Annotated in this window: 14 protein-coding genes and 1 tRNA gene; 10 read left to right on the forward strand and 5 right to left on the reverse strand. The window is 71.9% G+C overall.

Annotation, left to right across the window (positions count from 1 at the left end; genetic code table 11):
* Positions 1 to 28: 28 nt before the first annotated feature.
* From BLW09_RS04885 to BLW09_RS18875, 3 genes are all read left to right on the forward strand, one after another.
* Positions 29 to 526, forward strand: a complete 498-nt coding sequence (locus BLW09_RS04885) for a hypothetical protein (RefSeq protein WP_089909176.1) — start codon at positions 29 to 31, stop codon at positions 524 to 526.
* 167 nt (positions 527 to 693) lie between these two features.
* The gene (locus BLW09_RS04890; protein WP_089909179.1) at positions 694 to 4,467 is read left to right on the forward strand and encodes an ATP-binding protein; all 3,774 of its coding nucleotides are present in this window, start codon (positions 694 to 696) and stop codon (positions 4,465 to 4,467) included.
* Positions 4,468 to 4,505: 38 nt separating this feature from the next.
* Positions 4,506 to 4,694 carry a hypothetical protein gene (locus tag BLW09_RS18875; RefSeq protein ID WP_157696905.1) on the forward strand — a complete coding sequence of 63 codons (189 nt, stop codon included), beginning with the start codon at positions 4,506 to 4,508 and terminating at the stop codon, positions 4,692 to 4,694.
* A 94-nt stretch (positions 4,695 to 4,788) separates the two neighbouring features.
* Here BLW09_RS18875 and mscL read toward each other — a convergent pair whose 3' ends face one another.
* The 3 genes from mscL to BLW09_RS04905 are packed head-to-tail and all read right to left on the reverse strand — an operon-like array spanning position 4,789 to position 6,215.
* Positions 4,789 to 5,226, reverse strand: a complete 438-nt coding sequence (gene mscL / locus BLW09_RS04895) for a large-conductance mechanosensitive channel protein MscL (protein ID WP_089909182.1) — start codon at positions 5,224 to 5,226, stop codon at positions 4,789 to 4,791.
* Between the two features lie 16 nt (positions 5,227 to 5,242).
* Positions 5,243 to 5,596 (reverse strand): FmdB family zinc ribbon protein, encoded by a 354-nt coding sequence (locus BLW09_RS04900; RefSeq protein ID WP_089909186.1) that lies wholly within the window; start codon positions 5,594 to 5,596, stop codon positions 5,243 to 5,245.
* A gap of 34 nt (positions 5,597 to 5,630) precedes the next feature.
* Positions 5,631 to 6,215, reverse strand: coding sequence for a 5-formyltetrahydrofolate cyclo-ligase (locus BLW09_RS04905; RefSeq protein ID WP_089909189.1), 585 nt, complete (start codon positions 6,213 to 6,215; stop codon positions 5,631 to 5,633).
* Positions 6,216 to 6,274: 59 nt separating this feature from the next.
* On the opposite strand from BLW09_RS04905, the gene galU reads away from it, so the two are divergent.
* The 6 genes from galU to BLW09_RS04935 all read left to right on the forward strand — a co-directional run bounded on the left by galU (position 6,275) and on the right by BLW09_RS04935 (position 10,538).
* Positions 6,275 to 7,252, forward strand: coding sequence for a UTP--glucose-1-phosphate uridylyltransferase GalU (gene galU, locus BLW09_RS04910; RefSeq protein ID WP_089909191.1), 978 nt, complete (start codon positions 6,275 to 6,277; stop codon positions 7,250 to 7,252).
* Positions 7,253 to 7,275: 23 nt separating this feature from the next.
* A complete protein-coding gene (locus BLW09_RS04915) occupies positions 7,276 to 7,938 on the forward strand; it encodes a GNAT family N-acetyltransferase (RefSeq protein ID WP_089909194.1) in 663 nt (220 codons plus the stop codon).
* Between the two features lie 128 nt (positions 7,939 to 8,066).
* Positions 8,067 to 9,146, forward strand: a complete 1,080-nt coding sequence (locus BLW09_RS04920) for a hypothetical protein (protein WP_089909196.1) — start codon at positions 8,067 to 8,069, stop codon at positions 9,144 to 9,146.
* A gap of 58 nt (positions 9,147 to 9,204) precedes the next feature.
* Positions 9,205 to 9,280, forward strand: a tRNA-Ala gene (locus tag BLW09_RS04925).
* Positions 9,281 to 9,384: 104 nt separating this feature from the next.
* Positions 9,385 to 9,933 (forward strand): hypothetical protein, encoded by a 549-nt coding sequence (locus BLW09_RS04930; protein ID WP_089909199.1) that lies wholly within the window; start codon positions 9,385 to 9,387, stop codon positions 9,931 to 9,933.
* A 2-nt stretch (positions 9,934 to 9,935) separates the two neighbouring features.
* Positions 9,936 to 10,538 carry a TetR/AcrR family transcriptional regulator gene (locus tag BLW09_RS04935; RefSeq protein ID WP_089909203.1) on the forward strand — a complete coding sequence of 201 codons (603 nt, stop codon included), beginning with the start codon at positions 9,936 to 9,938 and terminating at the stop codon, positions 10,536 to 10,538.
* A gap of 33 nt (positions 10,539 to 10,571) precedes the next feature.
* Here BLW09_RS04935 and BLW09_RS04940 read toward each other — a convergent pair whose 3' ends face one another.
* Positions 10,572 to 11,171 (reverse strand): LysE/ArgO family amino acid transporter, encoded by a 600-nt coding sequence (locus BLW09_RS04940; RefSeq protein ID WP_089909207.1) that lies wholly within the window; start codon positions 11,169 to 11,171, stop codon positions 10,572 to 10,574.
* Positions 11,172 to 11,242: 71 nt separating this feature from the next.
* On the opposite strand from BLW09_RS04940, the gene BLW09_RS04945 reads away from it, so the two are divergent.
* Positions 11,243 to 12,178: a LysR family transcriptional regulator ArgP gene (locus BLW09_RS04945; RefSeq protein WP_089909210.1), complete on the forward strand. Its 936-nt coding sequence runs from the start codon at positions 11,243 to 11,245 to the stop codon at positions 12,176 to 12,178.
* Here the strand turns inward: BLW09_RS04945 and BLW09_RS04950 are convergent.
* The gene (locus BLW09_RS04950; protein ID WP_089909212.1) at positions 12,117 to 14,990 is read right to left on the reverse strand and encodes an aminotransferase; all 2,874 of its coding nucleotides are present in this window, start codon (positions 14,988 to 14,990) and stop codon (positions 12,117 to 12,119) included. The two genes, BLW09_RS04945 and BLW09_RS04950, sit on opposite strands and share 62 nt — an antisense overlap.
* Positions 14,991 to 15,125: the final 135 nt, after the last annotated feature.

The raw sequence follows: 15,125 nt of genomic DNA on the forward strand, positions 1-15,125 counted from the left end.
CTGCCACCGTGGTCCCCCGGAGGTGGATATGACGTTCCGCACCCCGCTCTTCCGCATCCCGCCGTTGCGACGCACCGTCGGAGCGGCGGCGCTCGCCGCAGCGCTCGTCGCGGGGCTGACCGCGTGCGACCTGTTCGCGCCGCAGGACACCCTCGACATCGAGGAGGCGAGCGTCGGGTCCAGCGCCACGGTCGGGGACGTGTTCGTCGGCAACGCCGTGCTGGTCACGAGCGACGGCGGCTCGACGGCGAACCTCGTCGTGACGCTGGTGAACCAGGGCGGCGATACCCAGCAGGTGGAGATCGCCCCGAGCGGTGGCGGGAGCATCTCGGTGTCCCTCGACCCGCGCGACACCCGTCAGCTGGGCGATCCGCCGGACGACGAGAGCCTGGTGAGCGGCCTGGATGCGGCCCCCGGCTCGCTCACGACCGTGACCGTCACGAGCGGGGGAGAGTCGGTCGGACTCCAGGTGCCGGTGGTGACCGGCGCCCTCCCGCCGTACGGGACCCTCACCCCGGCGCCCTGATCGCGCTCGACGTTCCTGCCCCTCGGCTCGGTCCGTCGCGCCCGGTGCGTCCGTCGCGACGCGCCGGGCGCGCCTCGAGGCTGGCGCCGTTCGTCCGGCGCATGATATTGACGCGAAACCCGCCCGGGTTCCCGCTGTTTCCGGGGATGTGAACGTAGGGTGTCGGTGTGTGGCGACTGGACAGGAAGACCGAGGATGACGACGCGACGTCGGGCATCCCAGACGATGACGCCCTGAACCCGCGCACGACGACGGCTCCGCACGCGCTCAGCCTGGGCGACCCGGCGCTGGTCGCCGGCAACATCGCCGAGCCGGTGTGGAAGCGCTGGCGCGACGAGATCGCGGCGGTGGGCGGAGTCTCTCCGCTGCTCCACTTCGAGGACAGCCCGCGGACGCGCATCGAGCTGAGCACGACGCATCCCGGCGGCCTTCCGCAGTTCATCACCGGGCAGAGCACCCTGCTCTCGAGCCTCATCCGCGACGAGCTGGCCCTGCGCACCGCGCGGGCGGCCGCGAACGCGATCACGGCGAAGGGCATCGAGCTGCGCTCGGTGCGCGGCATCGAGTCGGTGCACCTCGCGATCGGCCTGGCGCAGTGGCGACACGGCTCCGAGGAGTACATGGCGCCGATCCTGCTGCGCCCGCTCGCCATCCGCCGCTACGGCCGCGACTTCGAGCTGAAGCTCAAGGGCCAGACGTTCCTCAACCCGGAGCTGGCGCGCGCCCTCAACGAGCAGTTCCAGATCACGCTGGATGCGGACGCCTTCGTGGCGCTCGCCGTCAGCAACGGGGTGTTCAAGCCGCAGCCGGTCATCGACCGCCTGCGCGGCCTGACCTCGCACCTGCCGTGGTTCAACGTGCAGCCGCGCCTGGTGGCGTCGTCGTTCGCCGACGTCGCGCCCGCGCTGAGCGAGGAGGCGCGCGACCTCGACACGGTGCTGCTGGATGCGCTGGCCGGCAACCCGACCGCGCGCACGACCGTCGAGAGCGCCTTCAACCCGGTGGAGCCCATCCGCCAGGACGAGCGCCCGCCCGCGACCGACACCCTCCTGCTCGACGCCGACGAGGCGCAGGAGAACGTGGTCGCGCAGATCGCGGCAGGCAACTCGCTCGTCGTCAAGACGCTCCCGGGCACCGGGGGCACCCAGACGATCGTGAACGCGATCGGCGCCCTGGTGGCCCAGCACAAGCGCGTGCTCGTCGTCAGCCCCCGGCGGTCGAGCCTCGACGACATCGCCCAGCGGCTGAGCACAGCCGGCCTCCCCGGTCTCGCCGTGACGCCGCGGACGCTGCGCCGCGACCTCATCCAGTCGATCGCGCGCAACGAGAAGGCCACACAGCCCAAGGTGACCGACGTCGACGAGGCGCTGGTGCGGCTGCGGAAGGTGCTGGTCGACTACCGCGCCGCCCTGACCCGCCGCGACCCGGTGCTCCGCGTCTCCGTGCTGGATGCGCTGCGCGAGCTGTCGCGCCTGTCCCTCCTTCCGGCGCCGCCGTCGACGACGGCCCGTCTCGGCCGCCGCGCGATCGAGGGGCTGGCCCGCGACCGCGCAGCGTCGGCCGACGCGCTGATCCGCGCCGCCCGCCTCGGGGAGTTCCGCTACGGCCCGAACGACTCGCCCTGGTACGGCGCCTCCTTCACGACGACGGAGGAGGGGAAGGCCGCGCACGAGCTGGCGAAGAAGCTCAACCGCGCGGAGCTCCCGCGCCTCATCGACCGCGCGCAGGCCCTCATCGGGCAGACCCGGATGCGTCCGTTCGCGTCGATCGCCGAGTTCGGCGTCTACCTGCGGCTCCTGCTCGACATCCGCGAGACGCTCGACAAGTTCACGCCGTCCGTCTTCGACCGCTCGCTCACCGAGCTGATCGCGGCCACCGCATCCCGCCGCGAGTCGCCGTCGATGTCGAGCGCCAACCGGCGCCGTCTGCGCAAGCACGCGCTCGAGTACGTCCGGCCCGGCGTGCACGTCACCGACCTGAACGAGAGCCTGCGGCGCATCCAGCAGCAGCGCATCCTCTGGAACCGGTTCGCCGTCGCCGGCGTCGTGCCCGAGGTCCCCGTCGGGATCGCGGACGTGCAGGTCGCCTACCAGCGCGTGGCCGAAGACCTCGCGCGCCTCGACATCCCGCTCCGCCGCACCGGCACCCCGCAGTCGCTCGCCGCGCTGCCGGTGGAGGAGCTGACCCGCCAGATCGCCGGCCTCGCCGCCGAGTCCGAGGTGCTCGCCAACCTGCAGGAGCGCACCGCGCTGCTCACCCAGCTGCGCGAGCAGGAGCTCGACCCGCTGATCTCGGACCTCTCCATCCGGCACGTCCCCGAGGCGCAGGTGAGCGCCGAGCTGGAACTCGCCTGGTGGCAGTCGGTGCTGGAGTCGCTCCTCGCCTCCGACCGCGCCCTGCTGAACGCCAACACCGGCGTGCTCGACCGGCTCGAGGCCGACTTCCGCCTCGTGGACGAGGCGCACGCCTCCGCGACCGGCAAGCAGCTGGCCTGGATGCTCGCCGAGACCTGGAAGATCGGCATCGTCGACTGGCCGGACGAGGCCGCAGCGCTCAAGCGCCTCCTGAAGAGCACGACGCCGACGGCGACCACGCTCAACGAGGCCGCGCCGCACCTGGCCCGGCCGCTGGCCCCGGTCTGGCTGATCTCGCCATACGAGGTGCCGTCGATCGGGCGCGAGGTCGGGTTCGACGCCGTGCTGCTGGTGGACGCGGGCGCGTCGAGCCTCGCCGAGAACGTCCCCGTCATCCGCCGCGCGAAGCAGGTCGTCGCGTTCGGCGACCCGGTGACCCAGACGCCGTCGCGCTTCGACATCGGCGTGCACGAGTACGGCACGACCGTCGAGGCCGTCGACGTGGATGCGCTGCACGCCGACTCCGCGCTCTCCCGGCTCTCCGAGCTGCTCCCGGTCTACACGCTGAGCCGCAGCTACCGCGCGGGCGGCGAAGACCTCGCCGAGCTGGTCAACCGCCGCTTCTACGGCGGGATGATCGACTCCCTGCCGTGGGCCGGGACGTACCTCGGCCACGGCAGCCTGTCTCTGCACTACGTCCGCGGCGGCCAGGGCATGCCCGACACCGACACCGGTGCCGTCGAGTCGACGGACGCCGAGGTCGCGAAGGTCGTCGAGCTGGTGCTCGCGCACGCCACCGAGCGTCCGCGCGAATCCCTCATGGTCATCACCGCGAGCGAGCGTCACGCCGTCCGGGTCAACCAGGCCGTGCTGGCGGCGTTCGCGAAGCGCTCGGAGCTGGCCGACTTCATCCTCGGCGACCGCGCGGAGCCGTTCACCGTCGTGACGCTCGACCAGTCGGTCGGACAGAGCCGCGACCGCGTCATCTTCTCCATCGGCTACGGGCGCACCCCGCACGGACGCCTGCTGTCGAACTTCGGCGCACTCGCCGAGCCGGGCGGCGACCGCCTGCTCGCGGTCGGCATGACGCGCGGCCGCCGCGGCATGGACATCGTCTCCTGCTTCCGGCCGGAGGACATCGACGAGACGCGGATGCGGCACGGCATCGCGGCGCTCGCCCAGGTGCTGGGGGAGGCGGACCAGATCCAGGCCGCCGCTCCGGAGTACCTGAGCCCGGACGCCGACCCGATGGTGCTCGACCTCGCGAAGCGCCTGGCCCGCCGCGGGCTCGACGTGCACCTCGGCTACCGCGGCAAGCTGACCCTGGTCGCCTCGCACGGCGGCCGGGCGGTGGCGGTGGAGACGGACCACGACGTGTCGAAGGGCAGCCTGCGCGAGTCGCTGCGCCTGCGCCCGGACGTGCTGCGCCGCCTCGGCTGGCACTACCTGCGCGTGCACAGCTTCGAGCTGTTCGCCGACCCCGACGCCGTCGCCGGACGCATCGCCACGCTCATCGGCAAGGGCGAGCCGGACGACGTGACGGCGCCCATCGTGCTGCCGGAGCTCGTCGACAGCCGTTCCGTCTAGGTCGTCGGTTCCCGGTCGGCCGTTCTAGGCTGGATGGGATGAGCGAGACACCCGGGAGGCGACGGCACCGCCGCGTGCAGCGTCCCGGCGCGCCAGGAACCGACCCGGAGCCGCGTGCCGAACCGCGGGACGAGCCCGCGCCGCCGGCCGCTCCCGACTCCGACAACGCGCCGGCGTGGTCGTCGAACGACGAGCGGCTGCGCCGCGACGTTCCGCCGCACTGGTGACCGCCGCCCCTCCGCCGAGTTGCGACATCATGTCGCAACTCGCGCCGGATAAGGGCACCGAGTCACGACTCGATGGGAAAGGTACGGGGGCGCGTCAGGGGAGCGGGTCGGCGTGCTTGCCGGCGGGCTGGGGCGGCGACTGCTGCGCCTGCAGGAGGTCGCGGATCTCGGTCAGGAGGTCGAGCTCCGTGATGGGGGCCTCCGGCTCGACGACGCCCTTCTTGCGCAGGCGCTCGGCGCGCTTCTTGACCTGGTTCAGCGGGTAGACGAAGACGAAGTAGACGACGACCGCGACGATCAGGAAGTTGATCACCGCACCGAGGACCGCTCCGAACTTGATGTCGGAGTTATTCAGCGTCACGATCATCGCATTGTCCAGATCGCTCGCTTTGAAGAACGCGCTGATCAGCGGGTTGATCAGGTTGTTCACGATCGCCGTCACGACCCCCGTGAACGCCGCGCCGATGACGACCGCGACGGCCAGGTCGATCACATTGCCGCGGAGGATGAACTCCTTGAACCCTTTGAGCATGACCGGAGGAACCCTTCTACGCGGCGGAACCCGACGACGGCGTCGACGGAGTCGAGGAGGTGGAGGAGCTGGACGACGAGCCGGAGGAGCCGGAGGACGACGATCCGGATGAGCCGGAGGAAGACGAGCCCGACGAGCCGGATCCGGACGACGACGAGCCCGAGGCCGGGGCTGCATCCGTCTTCTTCGCCCCACCGCGCGAGTCGGTCCGGTAGAAGCCGGAGCCGTTGAACGTCACGCCCACGGTCCCGAACACCTTGCGGAGCGATCCGCCGCAGTTCGGGCACACCGTGAGGGCGTCGTCGGTGAAGGCCTGCTGGATGTCGAAGGCATGGCCGCAGTCGCGGCACGAGTAGGAGTAGGTCGGCATTCTTCTTCCGCTGCGCTCGCTGTCGGGGTGGTGGTCAGGTGAACTGGACGATGCGGGTCGGCGTGACCGCGCCGTCCACCGGCTGGTCATGACGCTCGCGCGGCACCTCGTCCACGAGTTCGCCGTCGAACAGGACGGCGTACACCGGGGGACATTTTTCCATGCTGCCGAGCGTCTTGTCGAAGTATCCGCGACCCCAGCCCATCCGCATCCCGCCCGCGTCGACGGCGGCCGCGGGCACCAGGATGAGGTCGACGTCGTTGATCGCGATCGGCCCGAGCAGCTCGCCGACGGCTTCGGGCAGTCCGAACAGCCCCTCCGTCTCGGTCTCGCCGTCGCCGGTCGTCCAGTCGAGCAGGCCGTCCTCGCGCGAGATCGGCAGCAGCACGCGCAGCCCCTGCGCGTGCGCCCAGTTGAGGAAGGGGCGCGTGTCCGGCTCCATCGGGGTGGAGAGGTACGCCGAGACGGAACGGGCGGAGAGGTCGGTGGCGAGGTCGACCAGGTTGCGGGTCAGGCCTGCCGTTGCGGTCTGGCGCTCGGTCGTCGTGAGGTTCTGCCGGCGCTCGCGGAGCTCGGCGCGCAGGGCGCGCTTGCGATGAGCGGCAGTGTCCGGATCCATACGGCAATCCTAGGAGATGCCATCCTGTGCACCCCCGAAATGCGGATACTGTAGGCGGCATGGCAAATCACGACCGCGTTACGAAAGCAGTGATCCCCGCAGCCGGCCTCGGAACCCGGTTCCTCCCGGCGACCAAGGCGATGCCCAAGGAGATGCTGCCGGTCGTGGACAAGCCCGCCATCCAGTACGTCGTCGAGGAGGCGGTCGACGCGGGCCTGCACGACGTCCTGATGATCACCGGCCGCAACAAGAACGCCCTCGAGAACCATTTCGACCGCAACGCCGAGCTGGAGGAGACCCTCACCAAAAAGGGCGACACCGACCGGCTCGAGAAGGTCAACTACTCGACCGCCCTCGCCGACATGCACTACGTGCGCCAGGGTGACCCGAAGGGTCTCGGCCACGCCGTCCTCCGGGCCAAGATGCACGTCGGGCGGGTGCCGTTCGCCGTGCTCCTCGGCGACGACATCATCGACGCGCGCGACGACCTCCTGAGCCGGATGCTGACCGTGCAGGCGCAGCGCCACACCAGCGTCGTCGCCCTCCTCGAGGTCGACCCCGACTCCATCCACCTGTACGGCGCCGCCGCCGTCGAGGCCACGGACGAGGACGACGTCGTGCGCATCACCGGTCTGGTCGAGAAGCCGGACAAGGAGCACGCCCCCTCGAACTACGCCGTCATCGGACGCTACGTGCTGCGCCCGGAGGTCTTCGACGTCCTGGAGCGCACGGAGCCGGGCCGCGGGGGCGAGATCCAGCTGACCGATGCGCTGCAGTCGATGGCGGAGGCCCCCGACTGGACGGGCGGCGTGTACGGCGTCGTGTTCCGTGGCCGCCGCTACGACACCGGCGACCGCCTCGACTACATCAAGGCGATCGTGCGGCTCGCCGTCGACCGCGAGGACCTCGGCCCGGAGCTGCGCCCGTGGCTGCGCGAGTTCGCCTCCGAGCTCGAGGACGAGCCCGTGGAGTTCGTCGAGGAGATGCCCGTCGACCCGACCGGGCCCATCCAGACGCTCTCCGACCGGTCCCGCTGACGGCCGGCTGAAGGAGGACTCCGTTGGCGCTCGTCGTCCCCACCCTCACCGAGGGTCGCGTGGGGTTGCGTCCCATCCGCCTGCGCGACGCGCGCCCGCTGGAGCGGTCGCTGCTCGACAACCGCAGCTGGCTGCGGCAGTGGGAGGCGACCAGCCCGTACGCGCCGGGGTCGTTCGACACCCGGGCGAGCATCCGGTCGCTGCTGGCGAACTCGCGGGCCGGCCACGGCCTTCCGTTCATCGTCGAGTGGGACGGCCGGCTCGCCGGGCAGCTGAACGTCTCGTCGATCGCGTACGGCTCGCTGTCGAGCGCGACGATCGGCTACTGGATCGCCGAGGAGTTCGCTGGCCGCAACATCACCCCGACGGCGGTCGCCCTGGCGACCGACTACTGCTTCTACCAGCTGGGGCTGCACCGGATGGAGATCTGCATCCGCCCCGAGAACGGCCCGAGCCTCCGCGTCGTCGAGAAGCTCGGCTTCCGCTACGAGGGGCTGCGGCGCCGCTACATCCACATCAACGGCGACTGGCGCGACCACTTCTGCTTCGCGCTGGTGTCGGAGGAGCTGAACCAGGGCGTGCTGCGCCGCTGGCTCGACCACAACGTCCCGGACGACGCGGCGGTCATCCCCGCAGAGGACCGCGCGGCGGCGGCCATCCCGCTGCCGATCGCCCGCCATTACTGAGGCGGCTCTCATCCGCGGAGCCCTGCTCGGGCGCTTTCGGTGGAAATGTGCTGAAAGCACGCTGGATCGGGTGACACACCCCCGCGAGTGACGGTGGCACGACCCTCGCCGCCCCTACCGTAGAGGACATGAACGGGGATGTGATGGGCGGTGGGGTCATCGTCGCGCTCGCGGCCGCTCTCTGGCTCGCCTATCTGGTCCCGGTGTGGCTGCGCCGCCGTGAGTACCTGGCCACCGAGCGGAACGCCGTCCGGCTGCAGCAGACGCTGCGCATCCTCGCGGAGACCAGCGAACTGCCCGACGAGGTGCGTCTCGAAGCCACCGCACGCACGGTCGCGGAGCAGCAGCGCATCCTCCGCAAGTCCGAGCAGAGGACCCTCGCCGCCGCACGCGCGGAGGCCGCTGCGCACGCCCGCCGCGAGCAGGCGCTCGCGGACGAGCGCCGCCGGGCCGCCGAGGAGGCGGAACGAGCCGCCAACGACGCGATCGCGCTGGAGCGCGCCGCACGCGCGGCCGCCGCACAGCGCGCCCGGGTGCTCGCCACCTCCACCGCTCGCCCCGTGCTGTCGCCGCAGCGCCGCCGCCGGCTCCGCCGGGCGCGCGGCCTCTCGACCCTCGTGCTCGTCGCCGGGCTGATCGGGCTCGTCTCGGGCGCCGTCCTGCTCCTCGAGACCGGAGCCTGGCTCCTCTCCGTCGCCTCGCTCGGCGCGGTCGCACTGTCCGGGTGGATGCTTGGCCGCCTCGCGCGGCCGGAGCGCGCCGCCGCGGTCGCGCAGCCGATGGTGCGCACGTCCGTCGTCGCGCCGGAGCTGTACGACGACGCGCAGCACGACGACATCCCGGTGCAGGAGCGCCTCCGGCAGAGCTGGACGCCGCGTCCGCTCCCGAAGCCGCTGCACCTGTCTCCCGGAACGGTCGCCGCGGCCGCGATGGCGTCGGTGGATGCGGCGGCCGAGCTGCGTCGCGCGGCCGCGCGTGCCGAGTTCGAGCGGAAGGCGGCAGAGGTCGTGCCGCCGGCTCCTGTGGCCGCGCCGGTCCCGCTGCGCGCGGTGGAGCGGCCGGCCGCGGTGCCCGTGTCCGCACCCGCTGCGAACGTGCCCGCCGCGACCGTCCCGAGCCGCTACGCGAGCATGGGCATCCTCGACGAGGTCGACACCGGCAGCATGGACCTGGACGCGGTCCTGCGTCGTCGTCGGGCGGCCAGCTGAGCCCCGCTCGATTTCGACGGGACCCGCGAGGGGTGCTATTGTTTCTAAGCAGTTCCCCGGGGCTATGGCGCAGTTGGTAGCGCGCTTCGTTCGCATCGAAGAGGTCAGGAGTTCGAATCTCCTTAGCTCCACCACCACCGAAAGGGCCGCCCAGCTGGGCGGCCTTTTTGTTTGCCCTCTCGCACCGCCTGAGCGGTTTGTTGGTACACTCGTGCTAACACAGGGGATGCGAGGCGAGATGATTCTGCTGGCGATCGTGGCGTGCGAGATCGGGTTCTGGGTGGCGATCGTGGCCGGGCTGATCGCCCGCTACCCGGCCGGGAGACCGAGGCTGGGCGCCGCACTGCTCATCGCAGCACCGCTCATCGACGTCGTGCTGCTCGTCCTGGTGGCGGCCGACCTGATCGGCGGGGCAACCGCCTCCTGGCACCACGGCCTCGCCGCCCTCTACATCGGCATCTCGGTCGCCTACGGCCACCGGATGATCGCCTGGGCGGACGCGAAGTTCGCGCAGCGGTTCCGCGGCGCCGAACCGCGGCCGAAGCCGACCGGCTGGGCGTACACCGTCGTCTGCTGGAAAGACGTAGGGCGCACCCTGCTCGCCTGCGCGGTGGCCGGCGGGATCCTGGGTGCGCTGATCCTCGTGGTCGGCGCTCCGGCGCGCACGGCGGAACTGCTCGGCTTCTTCCCCGCGCTCGGGCTGATCCTCGGGATCGACGTGCTCTGGGCGGTCAGCTACACGATCTGGCCGAAGAAGACGGCGCAGCCCGTCGCGTCGCGGGGCTGACGATGCCCCGCCTGATCGACCACGACGAGCGCGACCGCCAGATCGCGGAGGCATCCATGCGGGTGCTGGCGCGCGACGGACTGGCGGGACTGTCGGTGCGCCATGTGGCGGCCGAGGCGGGGATCGCCACCGCCTCCCTCCGCCGCGCCTTCCCCGAGCAGGACGCCCTCCGCCGCTTCTGCCTCGAGCACATCCGCCTGAGCGCGACGCGGCGCATCCAGGGCGTCCGGGGCGAAGGCCGACCGGCCGTGCTCGCCGTGCTGGAGGAGCTGCTGCCTCTCGACGAGGAGCGGCGCATCGAGCTGACCGCACACCTCCAGCTCGGCGCGCTGGCGCTGAGCAGCGAGCAGCTGCGACCTGTGCTGCTCCAGTTCAACGAGGGCATCCGCGAGCTGTGCGCCGGCCTGATCGCGGAGCTCGACCGGGTCGGGGAGCTGCGGCCGGGCGCCGACCAGACGGTCGAGGCCGACCGTCTGCACGCTCTGGTGGACGGGGTGGCGCTCCACCTCCTCTGGGACGGCGGCCCGGGGGAGCGAGAACAGGAGCGGGAGCGGGAGCGCGCCGTCGCCGTGCTGACGGCGCACCTCGACGGGCTTCGGGGCTGAGGCCGTTCTGCCGCGATCGTGTCGTCCGCCGGGCTACACGACCAGCAGGATGGCGAGCACGACCATGAGCACCGCGATGCCGCCGTCCAGGATGCGCCAGGCGACCGGCCGGGCGAACACCGGCGCGGCGAAGCGCGCGCCGAAGCCGAGCAGACTGAACCAGAGCAGGCTGGCGGTCGCCGCGCCCGCGCCGAAGACCCAGCGGCCGGGGTCGCCGTGCGACGCGGAGAGCGAGCCGATCAACAGCACGGTGTCGAGATAGACATGGGGATTGAGCCAGGTGATCGCGAGGCAGGTGCCGATCGCGGCGGCGAGGGAGCCGGCCACGGCCCCAGAGGAGGTGAGCGATCCGGGGCGCAGCGCCCGGCGCGCGGCGACGACGGCGTAGCCCAGCAGGAAGGCGAAGCCGGCCCAGCGGACGATCTCGAGCGCGATCGGCGCGTTCTTCACCAGCGCGCCGATTCCGGCGACCCCGGCTGCCATGAGCAGCGCGTCGCTGGCCACGCAGATGACCACGATCGGCAGGATGTGCTCGCGGCGCAGGCCCTGCCGGAGGACGAACGCGTTCTGCGCGCCGATGGCCACGATCAGGGAGGCGGAGGAGCCGAGGCCGGTGAAGAACGTTGCGAGCACCTCTCGACGCTAAGGGGCTCTCTCGCCTAAGTACAGCTCAGGTTCCTGATGATGCATTAGCATCGCTTCATATGGCGGCCCATGTCGAACACCTGCGGACTCTCGCAGCCGTCGTGGACGGCGGGACCTTCGAGGCGGCGGCCGCTGCCCTCCACGTCACGCCGTCGGCGGTGAGCCAGCGCATCAAAGCCCTCGAAGAGCAGAGCGGGCGCGTGCTGGTGCGGCGCAGCAAGCCGGTCGAGCCGACCGAGGCCGGGCGGGTGCTGCTCCGGCTGGCGCGCCAGCTGACCCTCCTGGAGGCGGAGGCGGCGGCCGAGCTCGCGGGCGACGACGGCGCGGCCGGCACGCCGCTGCCGCTCGTCGTCAATGCCGACTCGCTCGCCACCTGGGTGCTGCCCGCCCTCGCCCGGCTCGACGGCGTCGCGTACGAGCTGAGCATCGACGACCAGGAGCACACCCTCGACCGCCTGCGCGACGGTACGGCCCTCGCCGCGATCGGGTCCGATCCGGAGCCGGTGCAGGGGTGCACCTCCCGCCCGCTCGGGTCGATGGTCTACCGCGCGGCGGCGAGCCCGGCGTTCGTCGAGCGCTGGTGCCCGGACGGATGGACCGCGGAGGCGGCGGCGCGGGCCCCGATGCTGGTCTTCGACCGCAAGGACGCCCTGCAGGACCGCTACCTCGACGCGGTCGCACCGGGCGCCCGGCCGCCGCGCCACTTCATCCCGGCCTCCACCCAGTTCGTCGAGGCCGCCGTGCACGGGCTGGGCTGGGGGATGCTGCCGGACCTCCAGGCGGATGCGCTCGTCGCCTCCGGCGCGCTCGTCGTGCTGGACGACGCGCACACGGCCGAGGTGCCGTTGTACTGGCACCAGTGGACGCTGCGGTCCGCAGCGCTCGACGCGGTCGCCGCGGCGATCGGGGAGGAGGCGCGGCGCGTCCTCCGCCCTACAGCGTCGCCAGCACGAGATCGAGCGCGTCCGCGAAGCGATCGGCGCTCTCGCGCGTGATGCACAGCGGCGGCTTGATCTTGAGCACGTTCTTGTAGTCGCCGGTCGGCTGCACGATGCAGCCCTCCGCCAGCATCCGATCGCACACCCGGGCGGCCTCCTCTGTCGCCGGCTGCAGCGTCTCCCGGTCGAGCACGAGCTCCATGCCGAGATAGAGGCCCATGCCGTGGACGGCGCCGACGAGCGGATGCCGTTCGCCCAGCTCCCGCAACCGCGCCACGAGGTGGTCACCGACCTCCGCGGCGTTCTGCTGCAGGCCCTCGTCGCGCATGACGTCGAGGACGGTGAGGCCCACGACCGACGAGACGGGGCTGCCGCCGGCGGAGGAGAAGAAGCTGCCTTCCGCCGCGAACGACTCCGCGATGTCACGCCGGGTGATGACGGCTCCGAGCGGCTGCCCGTTGCCCATCGCCTTCGCGATCGTGATGACGTCCGGCACCACGCTCTGCTGCTCGGAACCCCAGAAGTAGTGGCCGAGACGGCCGTAGCCGACCTGGACCTCGTCGGCGATGCACACGCCGCCGCGGGCGCGGACGCGCTCGTAGACGCCCGCCAGGTAGCCGTCGGGGAGCATCAGGCCGCCCGCGTTGCCGAACACCGGCTCGGCGATGTACCCGGCGACCGCGGTGCCGGCCGCATCCAGCTCGGCCAGATCGGCATCCAGGTCGGCCAGGTAGGCGGCAGCGGAGTCGGGACCACGGTGCCGTCCGCGCAGCGAGTTCGGAGCGGCGACGAGCTTCACCCAGTCCGGCCGGGTCTCCAGAGCCCGCGGGTTGTCGCCCAGGGAGGAGGAGACCGCGTCGGAGCCGATCGTCCAGCCGTGGTAAGCCTCGGTGACGGCGAGGATGGTGCGCCGGCCGGTGTGGATCTGCGCCAGCCGCAGCGCCAGGTCGACCGCCTCGCTGCCGCTGTTGACCAGGAAGACGGTGTCGAGTCCCTCCGGAGCGATCTCCGCCAGGCGCTCGGTGAAGCGCGAGAGCTCGTCGTAGTGGAACCGCGAGTTCGTGTTCAAACGCGCCCACTGGTCCCGGACGGCGTCGACCAGCCGCGGGTGTCCGTGACCGATCTGCGTGACGTTGTTGACCATGTCGATGTAGCTCTGCGCCCGGGTGTCGACCAGGTGGTGGCGCCAGCCGCGCTCGATCAGCGGCGGACGCGCGAAGTAGTGCTCCTGGACATGGGCGAAGGTGGCGTCGCGACGGGCCAGGGATGCCTCCGGGTCGGGAGCGCCCACGGCGAGGTCGATGCCGAAGAGCGCGGAGGGGTCGGGGGAGACGGTCGTCCAGGCGCTGAGCGGGAGGGTCGGCGTGACGAGCGCGGGCGGCCGGTGCCCGGCGAGTGTGCTCAGCTGCGCCGTGAGGCGGATGGCGGTGCCGATCGTCTCTCCGGCGTCGATTGTCGCCGTGGTCAGCGGGCGGGTGAGGCCGTCGAGCCACAGGTCGACGGCGTCGCCGCGCAGCAGCCACGAGCCTTCGACGAGGGCGAGCTCCCCGGCGAACGGAGCGGTCACGTCGACGCCGGTGGGCGCATCGAGCGTGACGGCGAGGGCGACGGTGGCCGACGGCAGGGGGCGGTCGGGCCGGGCGCGGGTCAGCCGCGCCTCGGTGTACCGGGTGACGGCGTGCCCGTGCTCGCGGCAGACCCGGGCGAGGATGCGGTCCTCTGCGTCGTCGCTCAGCCACACGCCCGCATCGAGGTCGCGTGCCATGACCGAGAGGTCGGCGAGGTGCTCCGGACCGGTCGTGAGTGCGACGAGCCGGCCGAAGCCGGTCGACGGCTGCGCGGGGGCCGGGGCGAGTCGGGCGCGGATGAGCGTCTCCAGCTCGGCCGCATCCAACCGCCGTGCCACGTCGAACGCGACCCACTCGTGGGCGCGGTTCTCGGCGGCGTAGACGTTGTCGGCCTCGAGGGCGACCTGCTGCTCGCCGCTGACGACGAGCACAGCACCGCGCAGCACGACCAGCGGCCACAGGGCGGCGAGATCCGCGTCGTCGAGAGGCGACTCGGCGTGGAACGCCTCGATGACGTCGAGAACCGCGAGCGGCTCGTCGGGCACATGGTGCAGGGCGCTCGTCACGGTCGCGGCCAGTTCGGCGACGAGCCAGCCGTCGGACACGTCGCCGAAGTCGATCACGCCCGGTCCGCCGTGTCCGAGCACGATGTTGTCGTCGGTCACGTCACCGTGGACCGCCTGCACGCGCAACCGGTCGCGCAGCGGACGCAACCGGGCGAGGGCCGCGTCGGTCGCGTCCCGCACGACGGTGCGCTTCGCGGGCTGGGCGACGTGGTCGAGCAGCAGGTCGACGACCTCGCCGCTGACGCGCGCATCCCACTGGGTCGTCCGGTCGAGCCCGGGGTGGCGGAGGGGCGACAGCCCGGCGGCGACGCGGCCGGCGAGGGCGCCGAGTATGCGCAGCTGCTCCCGAGACGGGCGGCCGACGTCGGTGAGCGGGTCGCCGTCGAGATAGCGCAGGACGCGGGCGAACAGCGCGGTGCCGCGGACCTCCACCTCGATCAGCTCGTCGCCGCCGGTCGTGGCGATGACCTCCGGGATGCGGATGCCGGAGCCCGCGAGCGCACGGAGGGCGGCGTTCTGCGCGCGCAGCTCGTCGGCCGAGAACACCGGGTTGGCGAGTTTGAGCACGTATCGCGCGTCGCCGGTGTCGATGCGGAAGTTGCGGTCCTGGTTGCTGCCGAGCTCGGTGATCCGGCCGGCGAGGCCGAAGTGCGCAGTCGCGATGGCCGCCGCGTCGTCGGGGGTGACGTCGGGGCGCGGGAGAGCGGGCTGGGTGAGGAAGTCGAAGTTCGGCAACGGGGCTCCAGGGCTCGGGCGGGGCGGATCTGACGCCAGTCTATTGACGGGGTATGGACGCCATGTCGACCGCGCGGTGAGGTTGTGGACAGCCTGCCGATTGTGGATAACCCCCGGTATCAACTCGGCTCCCGT

The sequence above is a fragment of the Leifsonia sp. 21MFCrub1.1 genome (assembly GCF_900107895.1).
Classification (GTDB): Bacteria; Actinomycetota; Actinomycetes; order Actinomycetales; family Microbacteriaceae; genus Leifsonia; species Leifsonia soli.

Excerpts from the sequence above, each read along its gene's own strand:
- BLW09_RS04885 (WP_089909176.1), top strand. The coding sequence starts at position 29 with ATGACGTTCCGCACCCCGCTCTTCCGCATCCCGCCGTTGCGACGCACC.
- BLW09_RS18875 (WP_157696905.1), top strand. The coding sequence starts at position 4,506 with ATGAGCGAGACACCCGGGAGGCGACGGCACCGCCGCGTGCAGCGTCCC.
- mscL (WP_089909182.1), bottom strand. The coding sequence starts at position 5,226 with ATGCTCAAAGGGTTCAAGGAGTTCATCCTCCGCGGCAATGTGATCGAC.
- BLW09_RS04900 (WP_089909186.1), bottom strand. The coding sequence starts at position 5,596 with ATGCCGACCTACTCCTACTCGTGCCGCGACTGCGGCCATGCCTTCGAC.
- BLW09_RS04905 (WP_089909189.1), bottom strand. The coding sequence starts at position 6,215 with ATGGATCCGGACACTGCCGCTCATCGCAAGCGCGCCCTGCGCGCCGAG.
- galU (WP_089909191.1), top strand. The coding sequence starts at position 6,275 with ATGGCAAATCACGACCGCGTTACGAAAGCAGTGATCCCCGCAGCCGGC.
- BLW09_RS04920 (WP_089909196.1), top strand. The coding sequence starts at position 8,067 with ATGAACGGGGATGTGATGGGCGGTGGGGTCATCGTCGCGCTCGCGGCC.
- BLW09_RS04930 (WP_089909199.1), top strand. The coding sequence starts at position 9,385 with ATGATTCTGCTGGCGATCGTGGCGTGCGAGATCGGGTTCTGGGTGGCG.
- BLW09_RS04935 (WP_089909203.1), top strand. The coding sequence starts at position 9,936 with ATGCCCCGCCTGATCGACCACGACGAGCGCGACCGCCAGATCGCGGAG.
- BLW09_RS04945 (WP_089909210.1), top strand. The coding sequence starts at position 11,243 with ATGGCGGCCCATGTCGAACACCTGCGGACTCTCGCAGCCGTCGTGGAC.